This window comes from Veillonella atypica, assembly GCF_041431435.1.
GTDB classification, from domain to species: domain Bacteria; phylum Bacillota; class Negativicutes; order Veillonellales; family Veillonellaceae; genus Veillonella; species Veillonella atypica.
The window spans coordinates 12,358-33,513 of sequence record NZ_JAPVXV010000006.1 but is presented as its reverse complement, the minus strand read 5'-3'; the positions used below and the strand labels follow the sequence as shown (position 1 = coordinate 33,513).

At 39.0% G+C, this 21,156-nt stretch carries 22 protein-coding genes and 1 pseudogene; 1 reads left to right on the top strand and 22 read right to left on the bottom strand.

Going from position 1 to position 21,156, the window contains the following annotated elements:
- Positions 1 to 246: 246 nt before the first annotated feature.
- From ftsH to O3598_RS08100, 22 genes and pseudogenes are all read right to left on the bottom strand, one after another.
- A complete protein-coding gene (gene ftsH, locus O3598_RS08205) occupies positions 247 to 2,157 on the bottom strand; it encodes an ATP-dependent zinc metalloprotease FtsH (protein WP_311532493.1) in 1,911 nt (636 codons plus the stop codon).
- Positions 2,158 to 2,279: 122 nt separating this feature from the next.
- Positions 2,280 to 2,822, bottom strand: coding sequence for a hypoxanthine phosphoribosyltransferase (gene hpt / locus O3598_RS08200; RefSeq protein WP_005376588.1), 543 nt, complete (start codon positions 2,820 to 2,822; stop codon positions 2,280 to 2,282).
- A gap of 24 nt (positions 2,823 to 2,846) precedes the next feature.
- Entirely contained in the window at positions 2,847 to 3,863 is a 1,017-nt protein-coding gene (gene tilS / locus O3598_RS08195; protein ID WP_503462046.1) for a tRNA lysidine(34) synthetase TilS, read from the bottom strand.
- Positions 3,844 to 4,746 (bottom strand): Ppx/GppA phosphatase family protein, encoded by a 903-nt coding sequence (locus O3598_RS08190; protein ID WP_371452344.1) that lies wholly within the window; start codon positions 4,744 to 4,746, stop codon positions 3,844 to 3,846. The genes tilS and O3598_RS08190 overlap by 20 nt, the downstream gene beginning before the upstream one ends.
- 95 nt (positions 4,747 to 4,841) lie before the next feature.
- Entirely contained in the window at positions 4,842 to 5,243 is a 402-nt protein-coding gene (locus tag O3598_RS08185) for a S1 domain-containing RNA-binding protein (RefSeq protein ID WP_005379830.1), read from the bottom strand.
- A 57-nt stretch (positions 5,244 to 5,300) separates the two neighbouring features.
- Positions 5,301 to 5,627, bottom strand: a complete 327-nt coding sequence (locus O3598_RS08180; protein ID WP_005379832.1) for an FtsB family cell division protein — start codon at positions 5,625 to 5,627, stop codon at positions 5,301 to 5,303.
- A gap of 124 nt (positions 5,628 to 5,751) precedes the next feature.
- Positions 5,752 to 6,699 (bottom strand): L-lactate dehydrogenase, encoded by a 948-nt coding sequence (locus O3598_RS08175; protein ID WP_371452342.1) that lies wholly within the window; start codon positions 6,697 to 6,699, stop codon positions 5,752 to 5,754.
- A gap of 87 nt (positions 6,700 to 6,786) precedes the next feature.
- Positions 6,787 to 6,885, bottom strand: a pseudogene (locus tag O3598_RS08170) (GlsB/YeaQ/YmgE family stress response membrane protein); the annotation flags it as partial.
- Positions 6,879 to 7,685: a hypothetical protein gene (locus O3598_RS08165; RefSeq protein WP_371452341.1), complete on the bottom strand. Its 807-nt coding sequence runs from the start codon at positions 7,683 to 7,685 to the stop codon at positions 6,879 to 6,881. The gene O3598_RS08165 and the pseudogene O3598_RS08170, both read right to left, overlap by 7 nt.
- 29 nt (positions 7,686 to 7,714) lie before the next feature.
- Complete coding sequence (folK, locus tag O3598_RS08160; RefSeq protein WP_371452339.1) at positions 7,715 to 8,185, bottom strand: 2-amino-4-hydroxy-6-hydroxymethyldihydropteridine diphosphokinase; 471 nt, start codon at positions 8,183 to 8,185, stop codon at positions 7,715 to 7,717.
- On the bottom strand, positions 8,185 to 8,547 hold the full coding sequence (folB, locus tag O3598_RS08155) for a dihydroneopterin aldolase (RefSeq protein WP_275249324.1): 363 nt from the start codon (positions 8,545 to 8,547) through the stop codon (positions 8,185 to 8,187). The genes folK and folB overlap by 1 nt, the downstream gene beginning before the upstream one ends.
- A gap of 10 nt (positions 8,548 to 8,557) precedes the next feature.
- Positions 8,558 to 9,391 (bottom strand): dihydropteroate synthase, encoded by an 834-nt coding sequence (folP, locus tag O3598_RS08150; RefSeq protein WP_371452337.1) that lies wholly within the window; start codon positions 9,389 to 9,391, stop codon positions 8,558 to 8,560.
- Positions 9,384 to 9,947 carry a GTP cyclohydrolase I gene (folE, locus tag O3598_RS08145; protein ID WP_371452336.1) on the bottom strand — a complete coding sequence of 188 codons (564 nt, stop codon included), beginning with the start codon at positions 9,945 to 9,947 and terminating at the stop codon, positions 9,384 to 9,386. Before folE ends, folP begins: the two co-directional genes overlap by 8 nt.
- An 8-nt stretch (positions 9,948 to 9,955) precedes the next feature.
- On the bottom strand, positions 9,956 to 11,512 hold the full coding sequence (locus O3598_RS08140; RefSeq protein ID WP_371452334.1) for an ABC-F family ATP-binding cassette domain-containing protein: 1,557 nt from the start codon (positions 11,510 to 11,512) through the stop codon (positions 9,956 to 9,958).
- 100 nt (positions 11,513 to 11,612) lie between these two features.
- Positions 11,613 to 12,761 carry an amidohydrolase gene (locus O3598_RS08135; RefSeq protein ID WP_371452333.1) on the bottom strand — a complete coding sequence of 383 codons (1,149 nt, stop codon included), beginning with the start codon at positions 12,759 to 12,761 and terminating at the stop codon, positions 11,613 to 11,615.
- Between the two features lie 20 nt (positions 12,762 to 12,781).
- Positions 12,782 to 13,732, bottom strand: coding sequence for a S66 peptidase family protein (locus O3598_RS08130; RefSeq protein ID WP_371452332.1), 951 nt, complete (start codon positions 13,730 to 13,732; stop codon positions 12,782 to 12,784).
- Between the two features lie 117 nt (positions 13,733 to 13,849).
- Positions 13,850 to 15,451, bottom strand: coding sequence for a peptide ABC transporter substrate-binding protein (locus O3598_RS08125; RefSeq protein ID WP_005376587.1), 1,602 nt, complete (start codon positions 15,449 to 15,451; stop codon positions 13,850 to 13,852).
- Complete coding sequence (locus tag O3598_RS08120) at positions 15,448 to 16,263, bottom strand: serine hydrolase (RefSeq protein WP_285417975.1); 816 nt, start codon at positions 16,261 to 16,263, stop codon at positions 15,448 to 15,450. Before O3598_RS08120 ends, O3598_RS08125 begins: the two co-directional genes overlap by 4 nt.
- Before the next feature lie 11 nt (positions 16,264 to 16,274).
- Entirely contained in the window at positions 16,275 to 17,222 is a 948-nt protein-coding gene (locus O3598_RS08115) for an oligopeptide/dipeptide ABC transporter ATP-binding protein (RefSeq protein ID WP_005379833.1), read from the bottom strand.
- Positions 17,222 to 18,205, bottom strand: a complete 984-nt coding sequence (locus O3598_RS08110) for an ABC transporter ATP-binding protein (RefSeq protein WP_005379801.1) — start codon at positions 18,203 to 18,205, stop codon at positions 17,222 to 17,224. The genes O3598_RS08115 and O3598_RS08110 overlap by 1 nt, the downstream gene beginning before the upstream one ends.
- On the bottom strand, positions 18,202 to 19,101 hold the full coding sequence (locus tag O3598_RS08105) for an ABC transporter permease (protein WP_275249317.1): 900 nt from the start codon (positions 19,099 to 19,101) through the stop codon (positions 18,202 to 18,204). Before O3598_RS08105 ends, O3598_RS08110 begins: the two co-directional genes overlap by 4 nt.
- Positions 19,101 to 20,030 (bottom strand): ABC transporter permease, encoded by a 930-nt coding sequence (locus tag O3598_RS08100; protein ID WP_371452331.1) that lies wholly within the window; start codon positions 20,028 to 20,030, stop codon positions 19,101 to 19,103. Before O3598_RS08100 ends, O3598_RS08105 begins: the two co-directional genes overlap by 1 nt.
- 249 nt (positions 20,031 to 20,279) lie before the next feature.
- Between O3598_RS08100 and O3598_RS08095 the strand changes: the two genes are divergently transcribed.
- Entirely contained in the window at positions 20,280 to 21,116 is an 837-nt protein-coding gene (locus O3598_RS08095; RefSeq protein WP_118354316.1) for a pyridoxamine kinase, read from the top strand.
- Positions 21,117 to 21,156: the final 40 nt, after the last annotated feature.

Sequence of the window (21,156 nt, the reverse complement as noted above, 5' to 3'; positions counted from 1 at the left end):
CTTACATATACATACCTATTTTAAAATAGAACAGGCCTGTTCTATTTTTTAGAAGCACCATACATACCTTTCCTAAATTAGTACACGCCTGTTCTATTTTTTAAGAGCCCATTTATTACATACTAAAAGTGGCCTTCGGGGCCCTTTTTGCTTAGAAATACCAAAAGCTACTAGTTGATTTCATATAACCAACTAATAGCTTTTTAAATTTAAGGGGCTGTTTTGTTACAGCCCCTTAGTTATGTATTAAGATTGTACATCAGATTCTGTAGAGCTTGTCTTAGTTTCTTCAGTAGCATTAGGCATGGAAACCATCGCATCCATATGACTTGCTGTAGGCGCTTCTGTTTCATCAGGAGCCTTAGTAGTACCATATTTATGAAGATTTTCAACAGCCTTAGCATCAATAGTTTCTTCTTCTAATAAAGCCTTTGCCATATTGTGTAAGAAATCCATGTTATCTGTTAAGAGTTGTTCTACATCGCGATATGCTTCATCTACAATATGATGAATTTCAACATCGATCTTACTTGCAACTTCTTCACTATAGTTGCGTTCATGACCAATATTTTTGCCGAGGAATACTTGCTCTTGTTGTTCACCAAATACAATTGGTCCCAATGTATCGCTCATCCCCCAACGAGTAACCATAGAACGTGCAGTATTCGTTACACTTTGTAAATCGCCAGATGCGCCCGTACTGATATCGCCAAGTACAAGAGCCTCTGCAATACGACCACCAAGTGCTACGCGTATGTCCGCCAATAGTTGTGCTTTAGTCTTATAATCATGTTCCTCTTTAGGTAACATCATTGTATAACCACCAGCATAACCGCGTGGAATAATCGTTACTTTATGAACAGGGTTTGCATGTGGCAATAAATGAGCCACGATGGCATGGCCAGATTCATGATAAGCGGTCAATTTGCGATCCTTTTCGCTCACAATATGACTGCGGCGTTCAGGGCCCATGCTAACCTTTTCACTGGCTTCTTCCAATTCAGCCATGGTGATAACCTTTTTATTTAAGCGCGCAGCTAACAATGCAGCTTCGTTTAACAAATTGCTCAAATCAGCACCAGTAAAGCCAGGTGTCTTTTTCGCAATCGTTTTTAAGTCTACATCATCTGCTAAAGGTTTATTACGTGCATGAACCTTAAGGATTGCTTCACGACCATGAAGATCTGGACGTCCAACAACAACTTGTCTATCAAAGCGGCCAGGACGCAATAATGCAGGGTCCAAAATATCTGGTCGGTTAGTCGCTGCAAGGGTAATGATGCCTTCATTGGCACCAAAGCCATCCATTTCAACGAGTAATTGGTTTAGCGTTTGTTCACGTTCATCGTGACCGCCACCAAGACCAGCACCACGTTGACGACCTACCGCATCAATTTCATCGATAAAAATGATACAAGGCGCATTTTTCTTTGCTTGACCAAATAAATCACGTACGCGAGATGCACCGACACCGACAAACATTTCTACGAAATCGGAACCGGAAATGGTAAAGAATGGAACACCAGCTTCACCGGCTACAGCCTTAGCTAATAAGGTTTTACCTGTGCCTGGAGGTCCTGCTAACAAGACACCTTTCGGAATGGTTGCACCAATACTTGTAAATTTACCTGGGTCCTTCAAGAATTCTACAACCTCTGTCAATTCTTGTTTTGCCTCTTCGGCACCAGCTACATCGCTAAATTTAACCTTTACATTACCATCGCCCATCATCTTAGCACGACTTTTGCCAAAGTTCATTACGCGACCGCCACCACCTTGGGTTTGTTGCATAATGAAGAAGAACACAACCACAAGGATAATAATAGGAATCGCGGAGCCTAATAAACTAACCCACCAAGAAGGTTGTTCAGGTGGTGCAGCAGTAATCTCAACACCATTATCTGTCAACGTTTTAATCAACGTATCATCAGATGGAGCATAGGACACAAAATCTGTACCATTTTTTAATTTCCCTTTGATTCCATGGTCATTTGTAATCGTTACAGATTCAACCTTTTTTTGTTGTACCTGTTGAACAAAACCGGTATAACTCATTTCGGCCTTATTAGTATTCTGCCCTGCAAGAGAATCTATAGCGAAAACGGCAATTGCAATGATAAGTAAGTAAAGGACGAGTTTTTTACTAAATTGACTCAAAAAATTACTCCTTTCACATGTAATGTATAACCTAATAATGCATAATGATATGCATTATTATATTATACCATATAAGGCGAACAAATACTCGCCATTATTTTAGTTATAAATATATTACACCCTTATTGGTAAACAGATTCTTTCAAAATACCAATATATGGTAATTGACGATATTGTTCAGCATAATCAAGGCCATAACCAACAACAAAATAATCTGGAACTGTAAAGCCTACATAATCGACATCTACATCCATTTTACGGCGTTCTGGTTTATTAAGAAGGGCAACAAGTCGAACACTCTTAGCGCCGCGAGCCTTCAAATTATCCAATAAATAATGAAGGGTTGTGCCCGTATCTACGATATCTTCTACAACGAGTACATTTTTATCTTCTACGGAACGATCTAAATCTTTTAAAATACGGACCACACCAGTACTTGTTGTACCATCACCATAACTAGAGCAAGAAATAAAATCGAATGATACATCTACTGAATCATCGATGGTGCGAGCTAAATCGGTATAGAAAACTATAGCGCCTTTCAAAACGCCGACTAATACAACAGATTCATTAGCATAATCTTTGCTAATCTCAGCACCTAACTCACGAATGCGAGTTGCTAATTGTTCTTGAGAATATAAAATTTCTTTTACATCTTGATGCATATATAAGACCTCCCGGATCTATATCTAATGTTTGCAATATACAAGTATTGTATCACATTGCGCGTTAATTGTAACTTTTTGTATGGTGAAAGTTTTAGCTTCCCCCGTACGTATGATATGGGCCAATTGTTCTTGATGCGCTAGGGATAATGAAACACTGGGTATCATCAATTGCCACAATCGTCGCTGCATAGCGAGCGGTAGTGCCCGCATACGACGCCTGGATACCTGAAATCCATTATCTACAGATTGTATTAATTGTATAAACAAGCGCTGGCTTTCACCATTAAGATACGCCTCATCAACTTGAGCAATATCACCCAATCTACATAAGGCATCTACTACATTGGGATTAATGGTTTGTAGCATAGGAATTACCTCATGACGAATGCGGTTTCTATTATATTTCACATCTTCATTAGATGCATCCACGCAATATTCAATATCCTGTAAACGAGCATATTCTAGTATTTCATCTTTTGTAACCGCCAATAGAGGTCTAACTATAGGAACAGTGTAATCATGATTAATCACAGACATGCCGGTAATACCTTTGATACCAGACCCTCGCAATATGTGGGCTAAAATGGTTTCCCCTTGATCATCCTTATGATGAGCAGTGACAATATAATCATAATGTTCACGCTCAGCTAATTCATTGAACCACTTATAGCGCTCGCATCGACCAACAGTCTCTAACGATTCCTTTCGCTCCCCGGCCATAGTGGGAATATCCTTTTTAATGCCCCAAAACGGCAAATTTCTCTTGTTGCAATACGATTCAACCATTTGCAATTCACTTAGACTTTCTCTACGAATCGAGTGATCCATTGTAGTAACGCCAATAGTCCACCGTGCTTTTCTATGTACCTTTACATATTGTAAAACATCTAATAAGACCATAGAATCTGGGCCGCCCGAACAAGCAACTAAAACTCGTGCCTCATGAGGAAATAAACTAAAATCTTTTAAGGTCTTATTAACCATTCTATGGAGTTGTTTGATTTGTTTAGGAGTCGATTTACTGTGCTGTCTCATCATAACTTGTAATCAATTCTTGTTGTAATGCTTCCATACCATCTTGTTCACTTACAAAAATATGAGGCACCTCATAAGCATCCATAAATGATGTTAGTATTTCAGCACCACTTACAATAATATCTGCACGCCCAGGCTGCAATCCTGGTACATGTAAACGCTCATCACGGCTCATATAGCGCAATTGTAAAATAATACCTTCTATACATTCTCTAGAAAGCTTATGACCTTGAATTTTATGTCCATCATATTCTGTCATTTTTAAATCAATAGCCGCTAAGGTTGTAATAGTACCTCCGATACCAATAAAATCACCAAATGTACCCTCTATCATCATGGGGTCCCATAAAAACCGTGTTTCATCCCATACTCGTTGAGGGCCTTCATCCGAAAGAGGTCTAAGGCGTACCGCACCAACCGGATAGGAGCGACTCCAATAGATGCTATCTTTAGAACCGAGCGCCAACTCAGTACTACCACCGCCAATATCAATGGTTGCATAATGTAATCCGTCAGCTAAACGATCTTGTAAAGCGCCTTTAAATCCATAAACTGCTTCTTCATCACCACTTAAGATACGATACGTCATGGAGCAATATGTCATGGCTTGCTCCATAAACGCAATGCCATTTGATGCTTCTCGAACGGCACTCGTTGCAAATGCAAGACAATGGTCTACGCCATAATCTTTCGCTAGAGTGGCTATTTCAGAAAACGCTTTATAAGATGCATCCATCGATTCTGTCGTTAACGATCCATCTTCATTTCGTTTGCCTAATCGCGTTGTCCATAACCGCTTTGGTTCGTTATACCATTGACCATCTGTATAAGTTCCTAGTAATAATCGAATAGAATTAGAACCTACATCGATAATAGCAGCTTTCATAGTCGCCCCTCCTTATTATCCCTCTATTAATTACCCACTATAATTGCAATTTTAAAGTATATGCACAAAGAGATGGCCGAAACCATCTCTTTATTTTAATCGCGACGACCGCCACGGCCACCACGTTTACCTTCTGTATTGCGTTTTAAATCATGTAATCGCTCGTTGCTATCACGCAAGAATGATTTCATCTTTGCCTCAAAAGACTCTGCACTTTGTCGACTTTGTACACGTCGCTCTGGACGGCGTTCCTCTACTTGTGGTTTTTCTTGAGTTTGACGAATGGAAAGACCAATTTTACTACCATCTACAGATAAGACCTTTACCTTCACTGCATCTTGTACTTTTAGTACATCGTTAATATCCTCTACATAGCCATGAGCTACTTCTGAAATATGAACTAAACCTGTTTGTTTATCACCTAAATCGATAAAAGCACCAAACTTTGTAATACCGGAAACTGTACCGTTTAAAACGCTACCAACTTCGATTGCCATGCAACCTCCTAATAAAACCTCAAAATATAAACTAAAACTACACCAATGATGACAAGATCATTTTACATATGGCACTTCACCTGGTTTAACGAGGCCTAATTGCTCACGTGCTACATTTTCAATATTCTTAGGATCTTGTAGCTTTGCTTTTTCTTGTTCTAATTCATCATTTCTTTGTTGCAATTCTTGCAATTGTTGTTCAATATGTTGTTTTTCTTGATATATAGCTACTAAGCGATATGCTTGTCCAAGTAAAAGCATAACCATTACTGCAACTGCAATACGTTTCACCCACATAATGACAATCTTACGATCTTCAGCGCGTCGATTTCGTTGCACCCGTCTACGCTTTATCGGTTTTTCACGATGTTCAGATTGTTTCATGTAGCGCCCCCAAAAATAGTATTAACTATATACATAATAACAAATTATACCACAGAACCCCTAGGAAATTATAGGTAGAAAATTGTATAAAAGTAGATTTATTTTAAAATATATTTAAGGTACATTACATAGTTTCTGCTTTTTTTGCATATTCTCTAATAACCGCACAGGATTTCTTAAATAAAGCCAATTCATCCTCTGTCATTTGTAATTCAAGAACATCTTCTATGCCATCCTTGCCAATGACAGCAGGTGTGGATGCAAAAACGCCTGTTTCCCCGTATTTCCCATCTAAATAACAAGAACATGGCAATACTTTTTTCTCATCATGGAATACAGAGCGAATTAACTCTGTGGTGGCACTTGCTATACCAAATTCCGTAGAGCCTTTGCCTGCCAACACATGATATCCACCGATTTTAACATCATCTAAAACTTGTTTATGATCTAGTTCTGGAAATCTATGAGGCAATTCTTTTTGCAATTCTACTAACGGCTTGCCTTGTACATACACATGGGACCATGGCACCATAGCACTTGCGCCATGCTCACCCATGCAATAAGCAGTAATAGTTCGATTGCTAATATCAAATATATGAGCTAACTCTTTTTGCAATCTTGCAGAATCTAGCGCTGTACCTGACGAAATAATGCGCTTTGGATTCCAATCTAAATGTTTACATAAATACGTAGCCACTACATCTGCTGGATTAGATATAGAAATAATAAAGCCCTTAAATCCAGATGCTTTAATGCGAGGAATAACATCCTTTAGTACTGCGATTGTATCACCAAGGCTTTCTAGGCGATCTTGATATAAATTAGGTAGTGGACCCGCACTAAAAACAAGAATATCACAATCACCACATTCTTCAATCGGACCAGATGTAGCCGTTACACGATGAGGGATATAACTAACCGCATCATTAACATCCATAGCCTGTGCTTTAGCTTTCTTTTCATCAATATCCATCATATATAACTCATCAACTTCGCCTTGCAAAGCTAAAGAAAAGGCTACATGCGAGCCTACATGTCCAGTTCCGATAATACCTACTTTACGTAATTTCATAAGGGCCTCCTCAATACCATTGTTTTATAAATAATTGAAAGGACTATTATAGCCACTTACTATAATAGTCCTTTTTTAAATATATTGTTAGTCCCTTCCAAAAAAGAAACTCACTACAGCAATAACGATAACTGCACCTACAATGGATGGAATTAAGGCCATACCCGCAAGACTTTGAGCTAATGTACGTCAGATAATTCTAAAGGAAATAAATTCTCGCCTTGTACATCAATTTTATTTTTCTCTACATATTGTTTACGCATATTCCATAAAATAGTCAAATCATCTGAATCTATTTTATTTAATGCATAGATTCGTATAAATCGAGATCCATAATAACCTTTCAAGCTATCTGGAATCCCTTTTGTTCCTTCTCCTAGAATACGAGTATTAAAATATCCCTGAATTTCTTGTTTCGATTGATCAATAATGATAAATCCTGAACCATCCAATATATATATTTTAGTAGCTCTTTGTTTAAGCGACTTTACATTATTCGTGATAAAAAACGATGTATCCAAATCGATGAGAGATGATTCATAACCTGATTGATAATAAGGCTCTATATAATGAGCTCCCTTATCCGTAGCATTTAGCATATCGGTAAAGTTATGCTGTTCTTCAGCTGTAAAATCCCGAAAACTACTTATATTCTCAACATGGCGCACGCCCTTTTGATAGTTTTTTAGTTGTCCTGGATCAATATGTGTTCCCTTAAATTGAACTGCATTAAGGCGAATGGTATTATCCCTTACATTATAAATACCATAACCTTCATAGCCTAAAAAATATACGTTGTCACCGATTTGCTTCATCGCCAACAGTCGCTTCGATATAATAGCATCATTCGATGTAACCATCAATGTATGCTGTTCTGGATCAACTTTCACAGACTTTACATCATCATTAACCATTGACATTGCCCAGTAAGACAATCCCATTAAAAGAATGGCAACAATGATAAAGCCCAGTCGTTTTGCATTCATCTTAACCCCTTATGAATACACATCTCATATTATGTCTTTAGTGTTTGAATCCTATCACCTATGGATTCCCCATTATACGTAAACTCTTTATCTAGCTCCATCAAGGGCGCTAAAACAAATAGCCTATCCCAAAAATAAGGATGAGGAATCACTAATCGCTCATCATTAATCGACATACACGCACCACCATCTGATAGAGCATATACAATATCTAGATCAAGTGTTCTTGGTCCCCAATGAATATCCCTCTTACGTTGAGCTTCACACTCTAATGACTGTAAGACATCGAGCAACTTATGAGGTTCTAAGGAGCTAGATACACGCCAAACGGCATTTAAGAATACATCTTGCTCTGTATAGCCCCAAGGCTCTGTCTCCATAATGGAGGAACTAGTAATGTTATGAATTTGAGGATGTATTGAAAGCGAATCATATGCGCCCATAATAAACTGACGGCGATTTCCTATATTAGAACCTACACTAATATAGTATGTATACATTAAATTTGACCTCGAGTTGTTACAACCTCTACATAATCTAATACACCTGCTATTGGCACAGATGGTTTTCGCACGGCTACACTTAGACCGATAATGCCTTGAAAGTGTTGATACAATGTATCCGCAATCAATGCTCCTATATGTTCTAAGAGATTACAACTTTCACCAGTCATAATGGAAGCTACCATGTCATAAACCTCAACATAGTTGATAGAATCCTCTAACATATCTGTTTGACCTGGTTTTGTTAAATCAGTCTTGATTTCAACATCTACGTAGAATCGTTGACCTTGTGATTTTTCAGAATCTAAATTACCATGATACCCATAAAAAGCCATATTCTTTAATATGATTTTATCCATAGTAAACTCCTTATTCGCCCCGCAATAATCCGTCTGCTACAGCTAGAGCTCGTTTATGCATCAATACATTATGCACGCGAACCATATCAATCCCTTGGAATACCCCGGTAATACAAGCAGCAACAGTGCCTTCATCGCGTTCTTCTGGAGGTAGACCACCGAGCATTGAGCCTATAAAGCGTTTGCGACTAGGTGCCAATAACACCGGATATTCATAAGCTGTAATTTCGCCTAATCGTTGTAATACCTCAATGTTTTGTTCCTCGGTTTTACCAAATCCAATACCTGGGTCGAGCCAAATATTTTGTGGTTGTACACCTTCTTTTAACGCTTTATCAACAGCCGAGAAAAAATAGGCTTTCATATCTTCAATGATGTCATCATAATTTGTATCATTGCTATTATGCATAATGATAACTGGCACTCGATATTTTGCTGCTACAGCAGCCATATCAGGATCATAATGCAATCCCCATATATCATTTAGAATATGCGCCCCTTTAGAGAATGCATAATCTGCCGTTTTTGCATGGTATGTATCAATAGAAACAGGAACAGAGGATGCTTCTAATACAGGATCCAATAGTACACTAAGGCGTTCAATTTCTTCATCCGCATTCAATGGAGTGCATCCAGGGCGTGTAGATTCAACACCTAAATCGATAACATCAGCCCCATCTTGAATCATTTGTTTAGTCCATGTAACGGCTGTTTCTGGTGTATTATGCAATCCGCCATCAGAAAAGGAATCTGGTGTACCATTTAAGATTCCCATAATTAATGTATGGTCAAATAAGCGTAATGATTTTCCATCACTCCAAGTATATTGTCTACGTTTATACATTTGTGCCTCCTAACATAGCCAATGCTTCGTCTCGCAAAGAGCCAGCCTCTCGTAATAGGCCTCTACTTTCTATAGTAACAACTTGCGAACCTTGTTGCAAAGTCCCCTTCATCAACATACATAATTGTGTTGCTTTAAGACGTACAAAAACACCGTCTGCTGATAAATCACGTTCTATAGCGTCAGCGATTTCTCGAGTTAAGCGTTCTTGTAATTGTGGCTTTCTACTTAACACCGTAATTACATCATTAAACTTACTTAAGCCAGCTACACAACCACTATGTGGTTGATATATCACATCTACGGTACCAAAAAATGGCAATAAATGATGTTCACACATTGAATAAAATGGAATGTCTGTAACGGCTACCAAACCATTGTAATCCGTAGAAAACAGTTCACCCCATAGTTTCTTTGTTTCCTTCCCGACACCAGAAAACAGCTCTTCATACAATTCTGTTACACGGGTCGGCGTTTTTTCTAACTCCGGCGCCTTTGTATCAACGGATAGAGCACGTAAAAACTGTTCTATACCTTCTTTTGCAAGTTGATTCATAGGCCCTCCTAAACAATTTTCGTTGTCCAATCCTCTATATTCCAAATATCAGTGACCCAACCTTCATAGAATTCTGGTTCATGACTAACGAGAACAATGGTTCCCTTAAATTCACGCAACGCCTGTGCCAATTCTTCCTTAGCATAGATATCCAAATGATTTGTCGGTTCATCAAGAACAAGAACATTATATTTCTTCTGCATCAATTTGCAGAGTCGCACCTTTGCATTTTCTCCACCGGATAGGACACGCATTTGAGATGTAATATGTTCGTTCGTCAATCCGCATCGCGCTAGTGCTGCACGAACCTCAGCATTCGTCATAGCCGGATATTCATTCCAAATATAATCTAACGCAGTTTCCGAGTTAGATGGTGCATCTTCTTGAGCAAAATAACCTACTTCGAGGAAATCACCCTTCACCAATTCGCCACTGACAGGTTTTAACAATCCTAAAATGGTCTTTAACAATGTAGTCTTACCTAAACCATTGACACCGCGAATAGCGATTTTTTTGTTTCGTTCAATTTGAAAGTCTACAGGTCTTGTAAGCGGTTCGTCATAACCAATCTCAAGGCCAAAGGCTTCAACAATAAAACGACTAGGTGTACGACCTTCTTTAAAGCCAAAGGATGGTTTGATATATTCCTTCGGTTTTTCAAGGATTTCCATTTTTTCTAACCGTTTAGCACGGGAATTTGCCATACCGCGCGTAGCCACACGTGCCTTATTGCGTTGAATGAAATCCTCCATACGCTCAATTTCTTGTTGTTGTCGTTCATAAGCCTTACGCGCTTGTGCCTTTTGAACTTCATAAGCCGCTTGGAACTGATGATAATCTCCCGTATATCGAGTAAGGACAGCTTGCTCAATGTGATAGATGACATTGACTACGGAGTTTAAAAATTCCATATCATGAGAGATTAGAATGAATGCATTCTCGTAATTTTGCAAATAGTTTTGCAACCAATGAATATGTTCTACATCTAAATAGTTTGTTGGTTCATCTAACAGCAATATGGTCGGCTTTTCTAATAATAGTTTCGTCAACAAAACCTTCGTACGTTGACCGCCACTTAACTCAGATACATCACACTCTAAACCAATATCCATAAGCCCTAAACCTTGTGCAGTTCGTTCAATGACCGCATCAATCTCGTAGAACCCACGTTGTTCTAAGATTTCTTGCCATTCACCGACTTGTTCTAAGAGACGGTGCATTTCATCTTCTGATACATCACCCATTTTATTGTATGCATCATTGATCTTTGACTCCATAACATACAAATCATCAAAGGCACGTTGTAATACATCGCGAATTGTCATGCCCTTTTCGAGTACTGCATGCTGGTCCAAGTAACCTACTGTTACTTGATTAGACCACTCTATTTTGCCTTCATCTGGTGGTAGTTTGCCGGTAATGATGTTTAAGAAGGTAGATTTACCTTCTCCATTAGCACCTATTAAACCTACATGTTCCCCCTTTAACAGTCGAAACGATGCATCATCTAATATTTGTCGTGCCCCAAAGCCATGAGTCACATGGGATACTGTTAATACACTCATTATCTATCTCCATCGGAATAAAAGCCGTCTAAATAAGACGGCTTAGTTCACACTAATTAATATATTTATTGTACCTTGATTACACTAGATATGTCAAAATTTACACTTCTAATGATTCCGCATAACGCAAGGCAACAACGGCCATAATCTTAGCACCTTTAATAGCTTGGTCCAATCCATAAGGAGACCCTGCAGCACAAGCAAACTCAGGAGTATGTGCTTCTAACTGATTCCCTATATTCAAAGTAGGCTGCGCCGTAGGCACTTCATAGGATACATTTCCTACATCGGTACTGCCATCGGCCTCATCGGGTGGTAATTTTCGTGGGCTTTCACCAAACTCAGTCATCACCTCATCAAACAAGGATACTAAACGTTCATCTTGCCTCATATCCTTAAATAAAGGTTCATAGTGATGCATATCCACGGTAGCACCATAGCTTGTAGCAATGCGATTAGCCTCTGCTTTAATAGCTGGTAAAATAATAGTTTCTAAATCAGATACAGTAGCGCCACGTACTGTCATTCGTAATGTAGCCTTATCGGTTACCACATTGGGTGCAGTACCAGCCTGAGTAAATATGACACCTACGATGGCCCCTTTGGGAAAGATATCTTGTTTCATCATTTTAATAGATTGATATAAATCAACAGCACAATCTAACGCATTAATTCCAGAGTCAGTCAAAGATGCAATATGACATGACCGTCCATGAAAGGTTACCTCTAGAGGATGGGTAGCCAGCGAGGTACCGCCCACCTCATTCTCTCCGCCTGGATGAATGATGAGAGCCCCATCATAGCCATTAAAAAGTCCTTCATTAGCCATAAACACCTTGCCACCAATGGTCTCCTCGGCTGGGCATCCAAAAAAAGTTGTTCCCCATGTATCGCGAGCGGTTTGACTAAACGCTATAGCGGCACCCATGCTCATGATGGCGATTAAGTTATGTCCACACCCATGACCTAATTCAGGCAGTGCATCATATTCACCTAAAAAAGCCATTTTATGCAAACGCTCTAATCCTATATCACTTCGCATAGCGGTACGCAATTCAGGGCATTTCGTTAGCCCTACGGTCGTATCAAAGCCATGTTGCTCCATATAACGGCTAATTGTTTGTACAGCACGCACCTCCTGTTGACCTAATTCAGGGTTGTTATGTAAAAATAATGAAATCGATTTCAACTCATCTTGTATACCATCAATTATGGTACACGCTTGAATTTCTCGGTTCTTTAAATTCATATATCCATCCTCATGCCGCCTTATAATGTACGTTGTTCTGTATAAGGCGATAATACGATTGTATTAGAAATATATCGAAAATGAACATGCCCACCTAATGGCAATGTCTGATGCGGTGTACCATGTCCCGTCGGCACATAGCATACAAAGGGATCGGATAGATGTACCGCTCTATTTTCTTCCATATATCGAAGAGCTTCATAACCTATGTCGTAATCAGATTCGTCCTCATCCCCTTCGCAATCGGTAAAGGTGCCAATCATCATCCCCTTTATCCGACTTAACAAGCCGGATAATCTCCATTGTTGTAACATACGATCTAGTTTATATGGTGCCTCACCAACATCCTCTATAAATAAAATCGTATCCTCTATGCTATCATCCTCTAAGAAATAAGGTGTGCCACACAGCATAGAAAGCATAGTCATATTGCCACCGCGCAATATGCCGTCCCCTAGTTCTGTACCAATAGCCCCTCGAGGCGGCTCAGGTAAAGGCTCAATAACACGAAGTTTACCTTCTAATCCCTCAAATAAATGGTGTATATCCTCATTTCGTGATTTAGTAAAATCTACGCCCATTGGCCCATGATACGTAACAAGACGACTATATCGATTGATAGCCATGTGTAACGCTGTACAATCACTATAGCCAATAAATGGCTTTCCATATTCACGTATAGCGGTGTAGTCAAGACGATCAATATAGCGCATCGTACCATACCCGCCACGTAACGCTAACACCGCATCACATGGGGCAGCAGTCATCATCCATTCAAACTCTTGTGCCTGCTCCTCAGGACTACCCCCATACAAACCAGTGCGATAACAAGATTCACCAAATATAATCTGATAACCATGTTCCTCGCATATTTGTTGTATCGTGTCTAAAGACTCATCACTACTACTTGCAGGTGCTATACACCCAATAGTCATACCTTTTTTTAAACACCTTGGATACTTCCACTCCATAATTCCTCACATATATAGCATTGTTTACAAGGTCATGTACTAATAGTAACTATAAACGACCATACATAAATCGTAAAACACAAAAAAGACGTACAATTTGTACGTCTTTAGTGTATCTTATTTATATGCTTTTTTAAAGTCTACTTGACCAAGTACAGTCCAGAAATAGTTTTGAATAGTTCCATTAGATACATATGGTTGTGTCGTAAAGTACAATGGCATAACTAAGGATTCATCAAAAATCATGCGTTCTGCTTTATGCATCAATGCATCACGTTCTGCACTATCTGGGGTACTGCGAATACGAGCGATAAGCTCATTATATTCTTCACTATGATATTGGCTGTCATTATCTTCAGCAGAAAATACTTCTAAGAAGTTTTGTGGGTCCCCATAGTCAGCAACCCAGGATGCACGAGCCACTTGATATTTGCCAGCCTCGCGATTGGCAAGGAACACCTTAGTCTCTTGATTCTGCAATCGTACATCAGCGCCAAATGCTTTATGCCATGTTGCTTGAATGGCTTCTGCTATCGCTTTATGCATTTCACTCGTATTATACAAAATCGTAATCGGTGGCAATGGATGATTTTCATCATAGCCAGCCTCTTTTATCAATTCCTTAGCTTGCTCTACATCTTCATATACAAGATAACTACCGGCTTCACGGAAATCATCAGTTCCATTGCTTTCAAGCATACCATATGGAACAAATGCATAAGCTTCTTCCTTACCACCTTTTACGATGTTCTTTACAATTTCCTTACGATTAATAACCATGGAAAAGGCTTTACGTACATCAGGATTGGTAAAAGGTTCTGCTTTCACATTAAATAGGTAATAATAGTTACCAAGCATAGGGCCTATGTGCAATAAACCAGCTTCTTCTAACCGTTGTTGATCTGCTACAGGAGGTTCTACCATCATGTCCGCTTCGCCACCTTCAACGAGAGTGAGGCGTGTACTTTGAGATTCACTAATCGGCCAATTCATCGTTTTTGTTACAACTTCATCAGCATCCCAATAGTTTTCATTTTTGACAAAATTGAGCTCTCCATTATGTTGCCAACTCAACAATTTATAAGGCCCATTAGAAACAATTGTTTCCGCATTATTGCCCCAATTTTCATTATTTTCTACAGTTTTTTTATTCACCGGATAATAGCCATGAGAGGCCAATAATTTTAAGAAATATGCTGTTGGATGTTCTAAGGTAACAACTAATGTATCGTCATCAATTGCTTCTACACCAACATCATTGCGATCGGCTTTGCCATTATTGAAAGCTTCGCCATTCTTAATCACATATAACATATAAGCGTTATCAGCACCTGTATCCGGATCCAAGGTTCTTTTCCAAGCATACTCAAAATCATGAGCTGTTAACGGTTCTCCATTAGACCATTTCAAATTAGGTCTCAAATGGAATGTATATGTTGTACCATCATCTGACATAGTCCAACTCTTTGCTATGGCAGCCTCTGGTTCGCCTTTATCATCTAAACGAACCAAACCATCAAATAGCTGTAATTGAACGGTCGCCTCAGGTGATGTACTAGACTTAGCCGGATCTAGTGTTGATGGTTCTTGTTCCAATACATATCGTATCGTATGCTCATCAACAATCTTAGGCCCGTTAGTATACCCAAAGACGAGTAGCAATATACTTACGCCAAAGGCTAGTACCACGAGCTTAAGCAATTTACGTTTATCCATCATGGTAATGCATCCTCTACAAATTCTTTCATAATGAGCCCCATCTGAGCTCCTAGTTGTTTTGCTTTATCATTACATAAATGACTCATTAATAAAACAAAACAAAAATCTCCATTCATCGTTTCTATAATGCCCGCATCATGCTCAACACAATCTAACGAACCTGTTTTATGATGGAATATTACATCCTCGCCCCAATGAAATGGCAATATATCTCTGAACTGTTGACGCCCTAAAATATTCCACATCTCATGGCCATATATGGTATGACGCAATTCATATATATGATGTAACAATACAGCCATATCCATGGCAGTAATATAATTTTCTCGGTTTTCTTTTACCGCTGTAAAATCCATCATCATACGATTGATTTCAAAATGTTCAAGCCCTAGTTGTTCAGCTCTGGCATTAATATTTTCCATGCCCAAGGCTTGTATCAATAGATTAGTCGCCCAATTATCACTGAGTACCATCATCAATCGACATAGCTCTAAATAACTAAAACTATGATTACCCACCAATTCCATCAAGGCGCCAGCCCCTTCAACACGAGGGCTCCGACTCAATGCAATCGTATCGTTAAGATCGAGTTGTTCTTGTGCTGCTAGATGAAATACATATTCCAAAATCAGCGTTTTTACCATACTAGCACCAGTATGGACAATCGTTTCCTTAGAAGAAGCTACTATGGTAGCCTCCTCCCCTTCATTCAGACGCGTTACCATATAGGATACAGTGGCATCTGAAGGCAACGTATCAAGCAAAGCTGCCAATTGTATTTCTAAGGATTTCCCTACGATTAACTGTTCCATTATTTACCCCATTAAATATGCCAACATGCAATTCTTCTATCCGCCCATTCACGGAGAGGTGGTCGTTCTTCTAAACATCTACGTTCAACATCTGGACAACGATCACTAAACAAACATCCCTTAGGCGGATGCAACGGACTCGCCGGTTCTCCTTTCAATGGAGCGCCAATTGGAGCCCGCGGAACCACTTCGCCAACCATCTTCGTAAGAGCCTTTGAATATGGATGTTGAGGAAACTCATAAATATCAAGAGCAGGCCCCTCTTCCATAACAGCCCCTAAATACATGACCACCATGCGATGGCTAATGTAACGAACCATAGGCAAATCATGTGAAATAAAGAGATAGGAAATGCCATGTAAAGCTTGTAAGCGCTCTAACAACGTCATAATCTGAACCTGTATAGACACATCTAGTGCCGAAATAGGTTCATCAAGAATAATGCATTTAGGCTCCATAATAAGTGCCCGAGCAATGCCAATTCTTTGTCGTTGCCCACCAGATAATTCATGAGCATATCGCTCACCAAAAGACATATCTAAACCTACCTGTTCTAACACCTCTTTAACACGAATGACACGATCTCGAGGCGTATAATTAGGGTTTAACTCTAATGGCTCTTCTAATATTGTATTAATCTTTAATCTCGGATTAAGAGATGCATATGGATTTTGGAATACCATTTGCATCATATCCCTCGTTATATCTTTATGAATATATGGATTTACTTCAATTCCATTCATATAAATAGAACCTGATGTGGCTTGATGTACGCCCATCAAGGTATACCCAAACGTAGATTTACCACATCCTGACTCACCAACAATACCTAGTGTTTCGCCTTCCTCTTGGTAAAGACTAACACCTTGTAATGCATGTACCGTTTGTTTTGGTCTAAACAATCCGCCAGAAAGGGTAAAATTTTTAACGAGATTGTCTGTTTCCCAAATATATCCCATTAAAGTCCCTCCAACTTTGCTAACCAACATGTATACTCATGATTATTCCCAACATTGGATATCATAGGTATACGTTTTCCACATATGCGCATCGCCCATTTACAACGCGGATTAAAGGCACATCCACGAGGTAATTCATACAAATCTGGCGGTTGTCCTTCAATGGCCTTTAATTCACCATGCCATTTTCCCTGCGGCAAAGACATTAACAGACCAATTGTATAAGGATGACGTGGATCATTAAACAAATCCTCTACCGTAGCAGACTCAACACATTTACCAGCATACATAACCATAACGCGGTCACATAATTGTGCAATAACACGTAAATTATGGGAAATAAATATAATGCCTATTCCCGCTTCTACAGCTAAGGTCTGCATAAGGCGTAAAATTTGTGCCTCTGTTGTTGTATCCAGTGCAGTTGTCGGTTCATCACAGATTAAGATTTTAGGACGGCCCGCTACAGCCATGGCAATACAAACCCGCTGACGCATACCGCCACTCAATTCATGAGGATATTGGTTTAACCGCTTTTCTGGTGTGGATAGACCCATTTTTTTCAACAAATCGAGAGCTATCGCCTTTTCATCATAATCATCACCATAGGCATTGCTACGATGAATCACCTCATAAATTTGCTCACCAATTGTCAATATCGGATTCAATGCGGTCATCGGATCCTGAAATACCATGGCTACCGTAGTACCCCGCAATTCATTCCAATCTTCTTCCACATAGTCTTGACAATCTTCACCATCAATTTCAAATTTTTCTGATTTTATTTTAGTACGACCTTCCGGTAGTAGGCCCATCAAAGAATTAACCATGACCGATTTACCGCATCCGGATTCACCAACAACGCCTAAAATTTCACCTTTTCTAAGCATGATGTCCTGATTGCGAATAATGCGCAAAGGGCCTCTAAATGTATCGATGGTAATGGATAGATTTCGTACATCTACTAATATATCATTCATCATCTATCCCCTTCCTTTGGATCAAACACATTGCGCAATCCATCCCCTAAGAATACGAACCCAAGCATAGTAACACTAATTGCTAATGCAGGGAATATCAATTGGAATGGATACGATCTCATACTACTAATCCCATCAGATGCCAAAACACCCCAGCTTGCCATCGGTGCATTAACACCAAGACCAATAAAGCTCAAAAAGGCTTCTGTAAAGATGGCATCTGGAATCGCCAATGTCAACGTGATAATGATAGGACCTACACAGTTTGGCAAAATGTGGCGCCATAGAATACGCCATTTAGGAATCCCCATTGTTTCTGCTGCAATAATATATTCCTCTTCACGAACTTTCACAATTTGACTGCGTACAATACGTGCCATATTAAGCCAATATGCAATCCCCAAAGCGATAAAGATTGATGTAAGGCCTGGGCCAATAACAACCATTAACAAAATAACGTATAACAATAATGGAATACCATATAATACATCGACGATAGCCATCATAATTCTATCTGTTTTACCACCAAAGTAACCTGCGATTCCGCCATAAATAACGCCGATTACAAGATTTAATAAGGCAGCTACAATACCAATGGTTAAAGAAATACGCGCACCATACATAACGCGAGTATAAATATCACGGCCTAATGTATCCGTACCAAACCAATGTGCTAAGCTAGGACTTTGGTTAGCATCTACCAAGGATTGATCTGCATAAGTATATGGTGAAATCATAGGGCCAAAGATTGCCAACACAATCATAACAGCTATGATGCCTGCACCAACTACGGCCAATCGATTTAACTTAAATCGTTGCCACCAGTTAGGACGCACTATAAAGGAGGATTCTCGAATATTCGTATCGCGTTCAATAGGTAAAAAATCGTTTCTATCCATTACGCACGCTCCTTCTCTGTTGTTACCCGAGGGTCGATAATCGGATAAATCATATCAACAATAATATTCAAGACTACAATCAAAGTACTATAAAACACAGTAACACCAAGAATAACCGTATAGTCACGATTATAAATAGATGTTACAAAATATTGACCTAAACCAGGAATGGCAAAAATTGTTTCCACAATAAAGCTACCGGTTAACAAACTAGCAGCTAATGGGCCAATGTAGGTAATAACAGGTAAAATAGCATTACCTAAAGCATGACGGATTAAGATATTCCATGCACCAAGTCCTTTGGCTCGAGCTGTGCGAATATATTCTTGTTGATATACATCAAGCAGTCCACTACGAGTCAAGCGTGCAATAAATGCCATAGGCTGTGCGGCCAATGTAAGTACCGGTAAAATCATATACGACGGACCACGCCACATCGCTACTGGCAACCAACCCAGCTCAAAACCTACCACATATACTAGAACTGCACCAATAATAAAGGTAGGAACAGAAATACCTAATGTGGAAACAAATGTAATAGCATAATCTATTATGCCATTAGGACGCATGGCACTAATAGCACCTGCTGCAATACCTCCTACAACGGCAACACAAAGAGCCAATAGGCCCAATTGCGCAGATACAGAAAATGATTCACCTATAATATCATTAACAGAGCGTCCTTCATATTTATAGGATGGCCCTAAATCCCCTGTAACAACACCACCAATATAATCAGCATATTGCTTCCATAAAGGATCATCTAAATGATATTTCGCCTCTATGCTAGCTTTAACTTGAGGTGGTAATTTTTTCTCACTTGTAAAAGGTCCACCAGGTATAGCATGCATTAAAACGAAGGTAATACTAATAATTACCCACAGTATAACAAGTGCGCTACCTATGCGCCGTAAAACATACCTTGCCATTCTATTCTCCTCCATACAATAAAATTTCTATATTATTATACTATATTATGACTCTAAATTTAAAGGTATAGATTTAATATTGTAATAAATATTTTATTTTTTATTTATTTCTTTTAAACTACATCTATTAAAAACTCATCTATTCTTCATATTATATCATGCATTACAGGGGCTTTCTATTATTCCACTCGTTTTACAGGTTTTAACGAATACAGTACAATACATATATACTATATTGAGGAGGTCTCTATGACTACAGTACCAAGAATACTTACTATACAAGATATGAGTTCCATCGGACGTTGCTCTCTAACGGTTATGCTACCAATCATCAGCGCTCTTGGGTGCCAAGCAGTACCATTAGCAACAGCTGTATTGAGTAACCATTTAGAGTATCCATATTTTGAAATCGTTGATTTATCTGATCATTTAACAGCATTTATGGATTGTTGGGAAAAGAATGAAATTGATTTTAATGCCATCGTCAGTGGATTCTTGGCCTCACCAGAGCAAATCCATCTCGTAGAGGAAGCAATTAATCGCTTCGGTAAGGATAAAATGGTCATTGTCGACCCTGCCATGGCCGATGATGGACGCCTCTATTCTATATATACACCAGATATGGTAAAAGCCATGCGCCATCTTATTTCTAGAGCTCATATTGTAAAACCCAATTACACAGAAGCTTGTTTTTTATTAGATAAACCATTCTCTACCGATTCCATTTCAAATGCTGAATTGCACGACATGTGTAAAAAACTACACCAATTGGGACCTGAACTCGTTATTATGACTAGCGTACCTTCCGACACAGATGCAACGATTGCCGTATACGAAGGTTCAACTGATACAGTAATAACATACTCTGTTCCTCTTATTCCTGTGAAAGCTACTGGAACTGGCGATATTTTTACATCGGTTTTATCTGGTGCCATCATGCGTGGTTTTACCGTTCATGAAGCTGCTCAACTGGCGATGAATTTTACTACAAAATCAATCCAAGCTACTGTAGATAACGTAAAATCCATGAAACATGGTATCGCCTTTGAACTTGTATTGCCAGAATTAACTAATCTATCCAAATAATCCGTTTAAATTGTCCAAATAGCCTGTTCATGATATACTT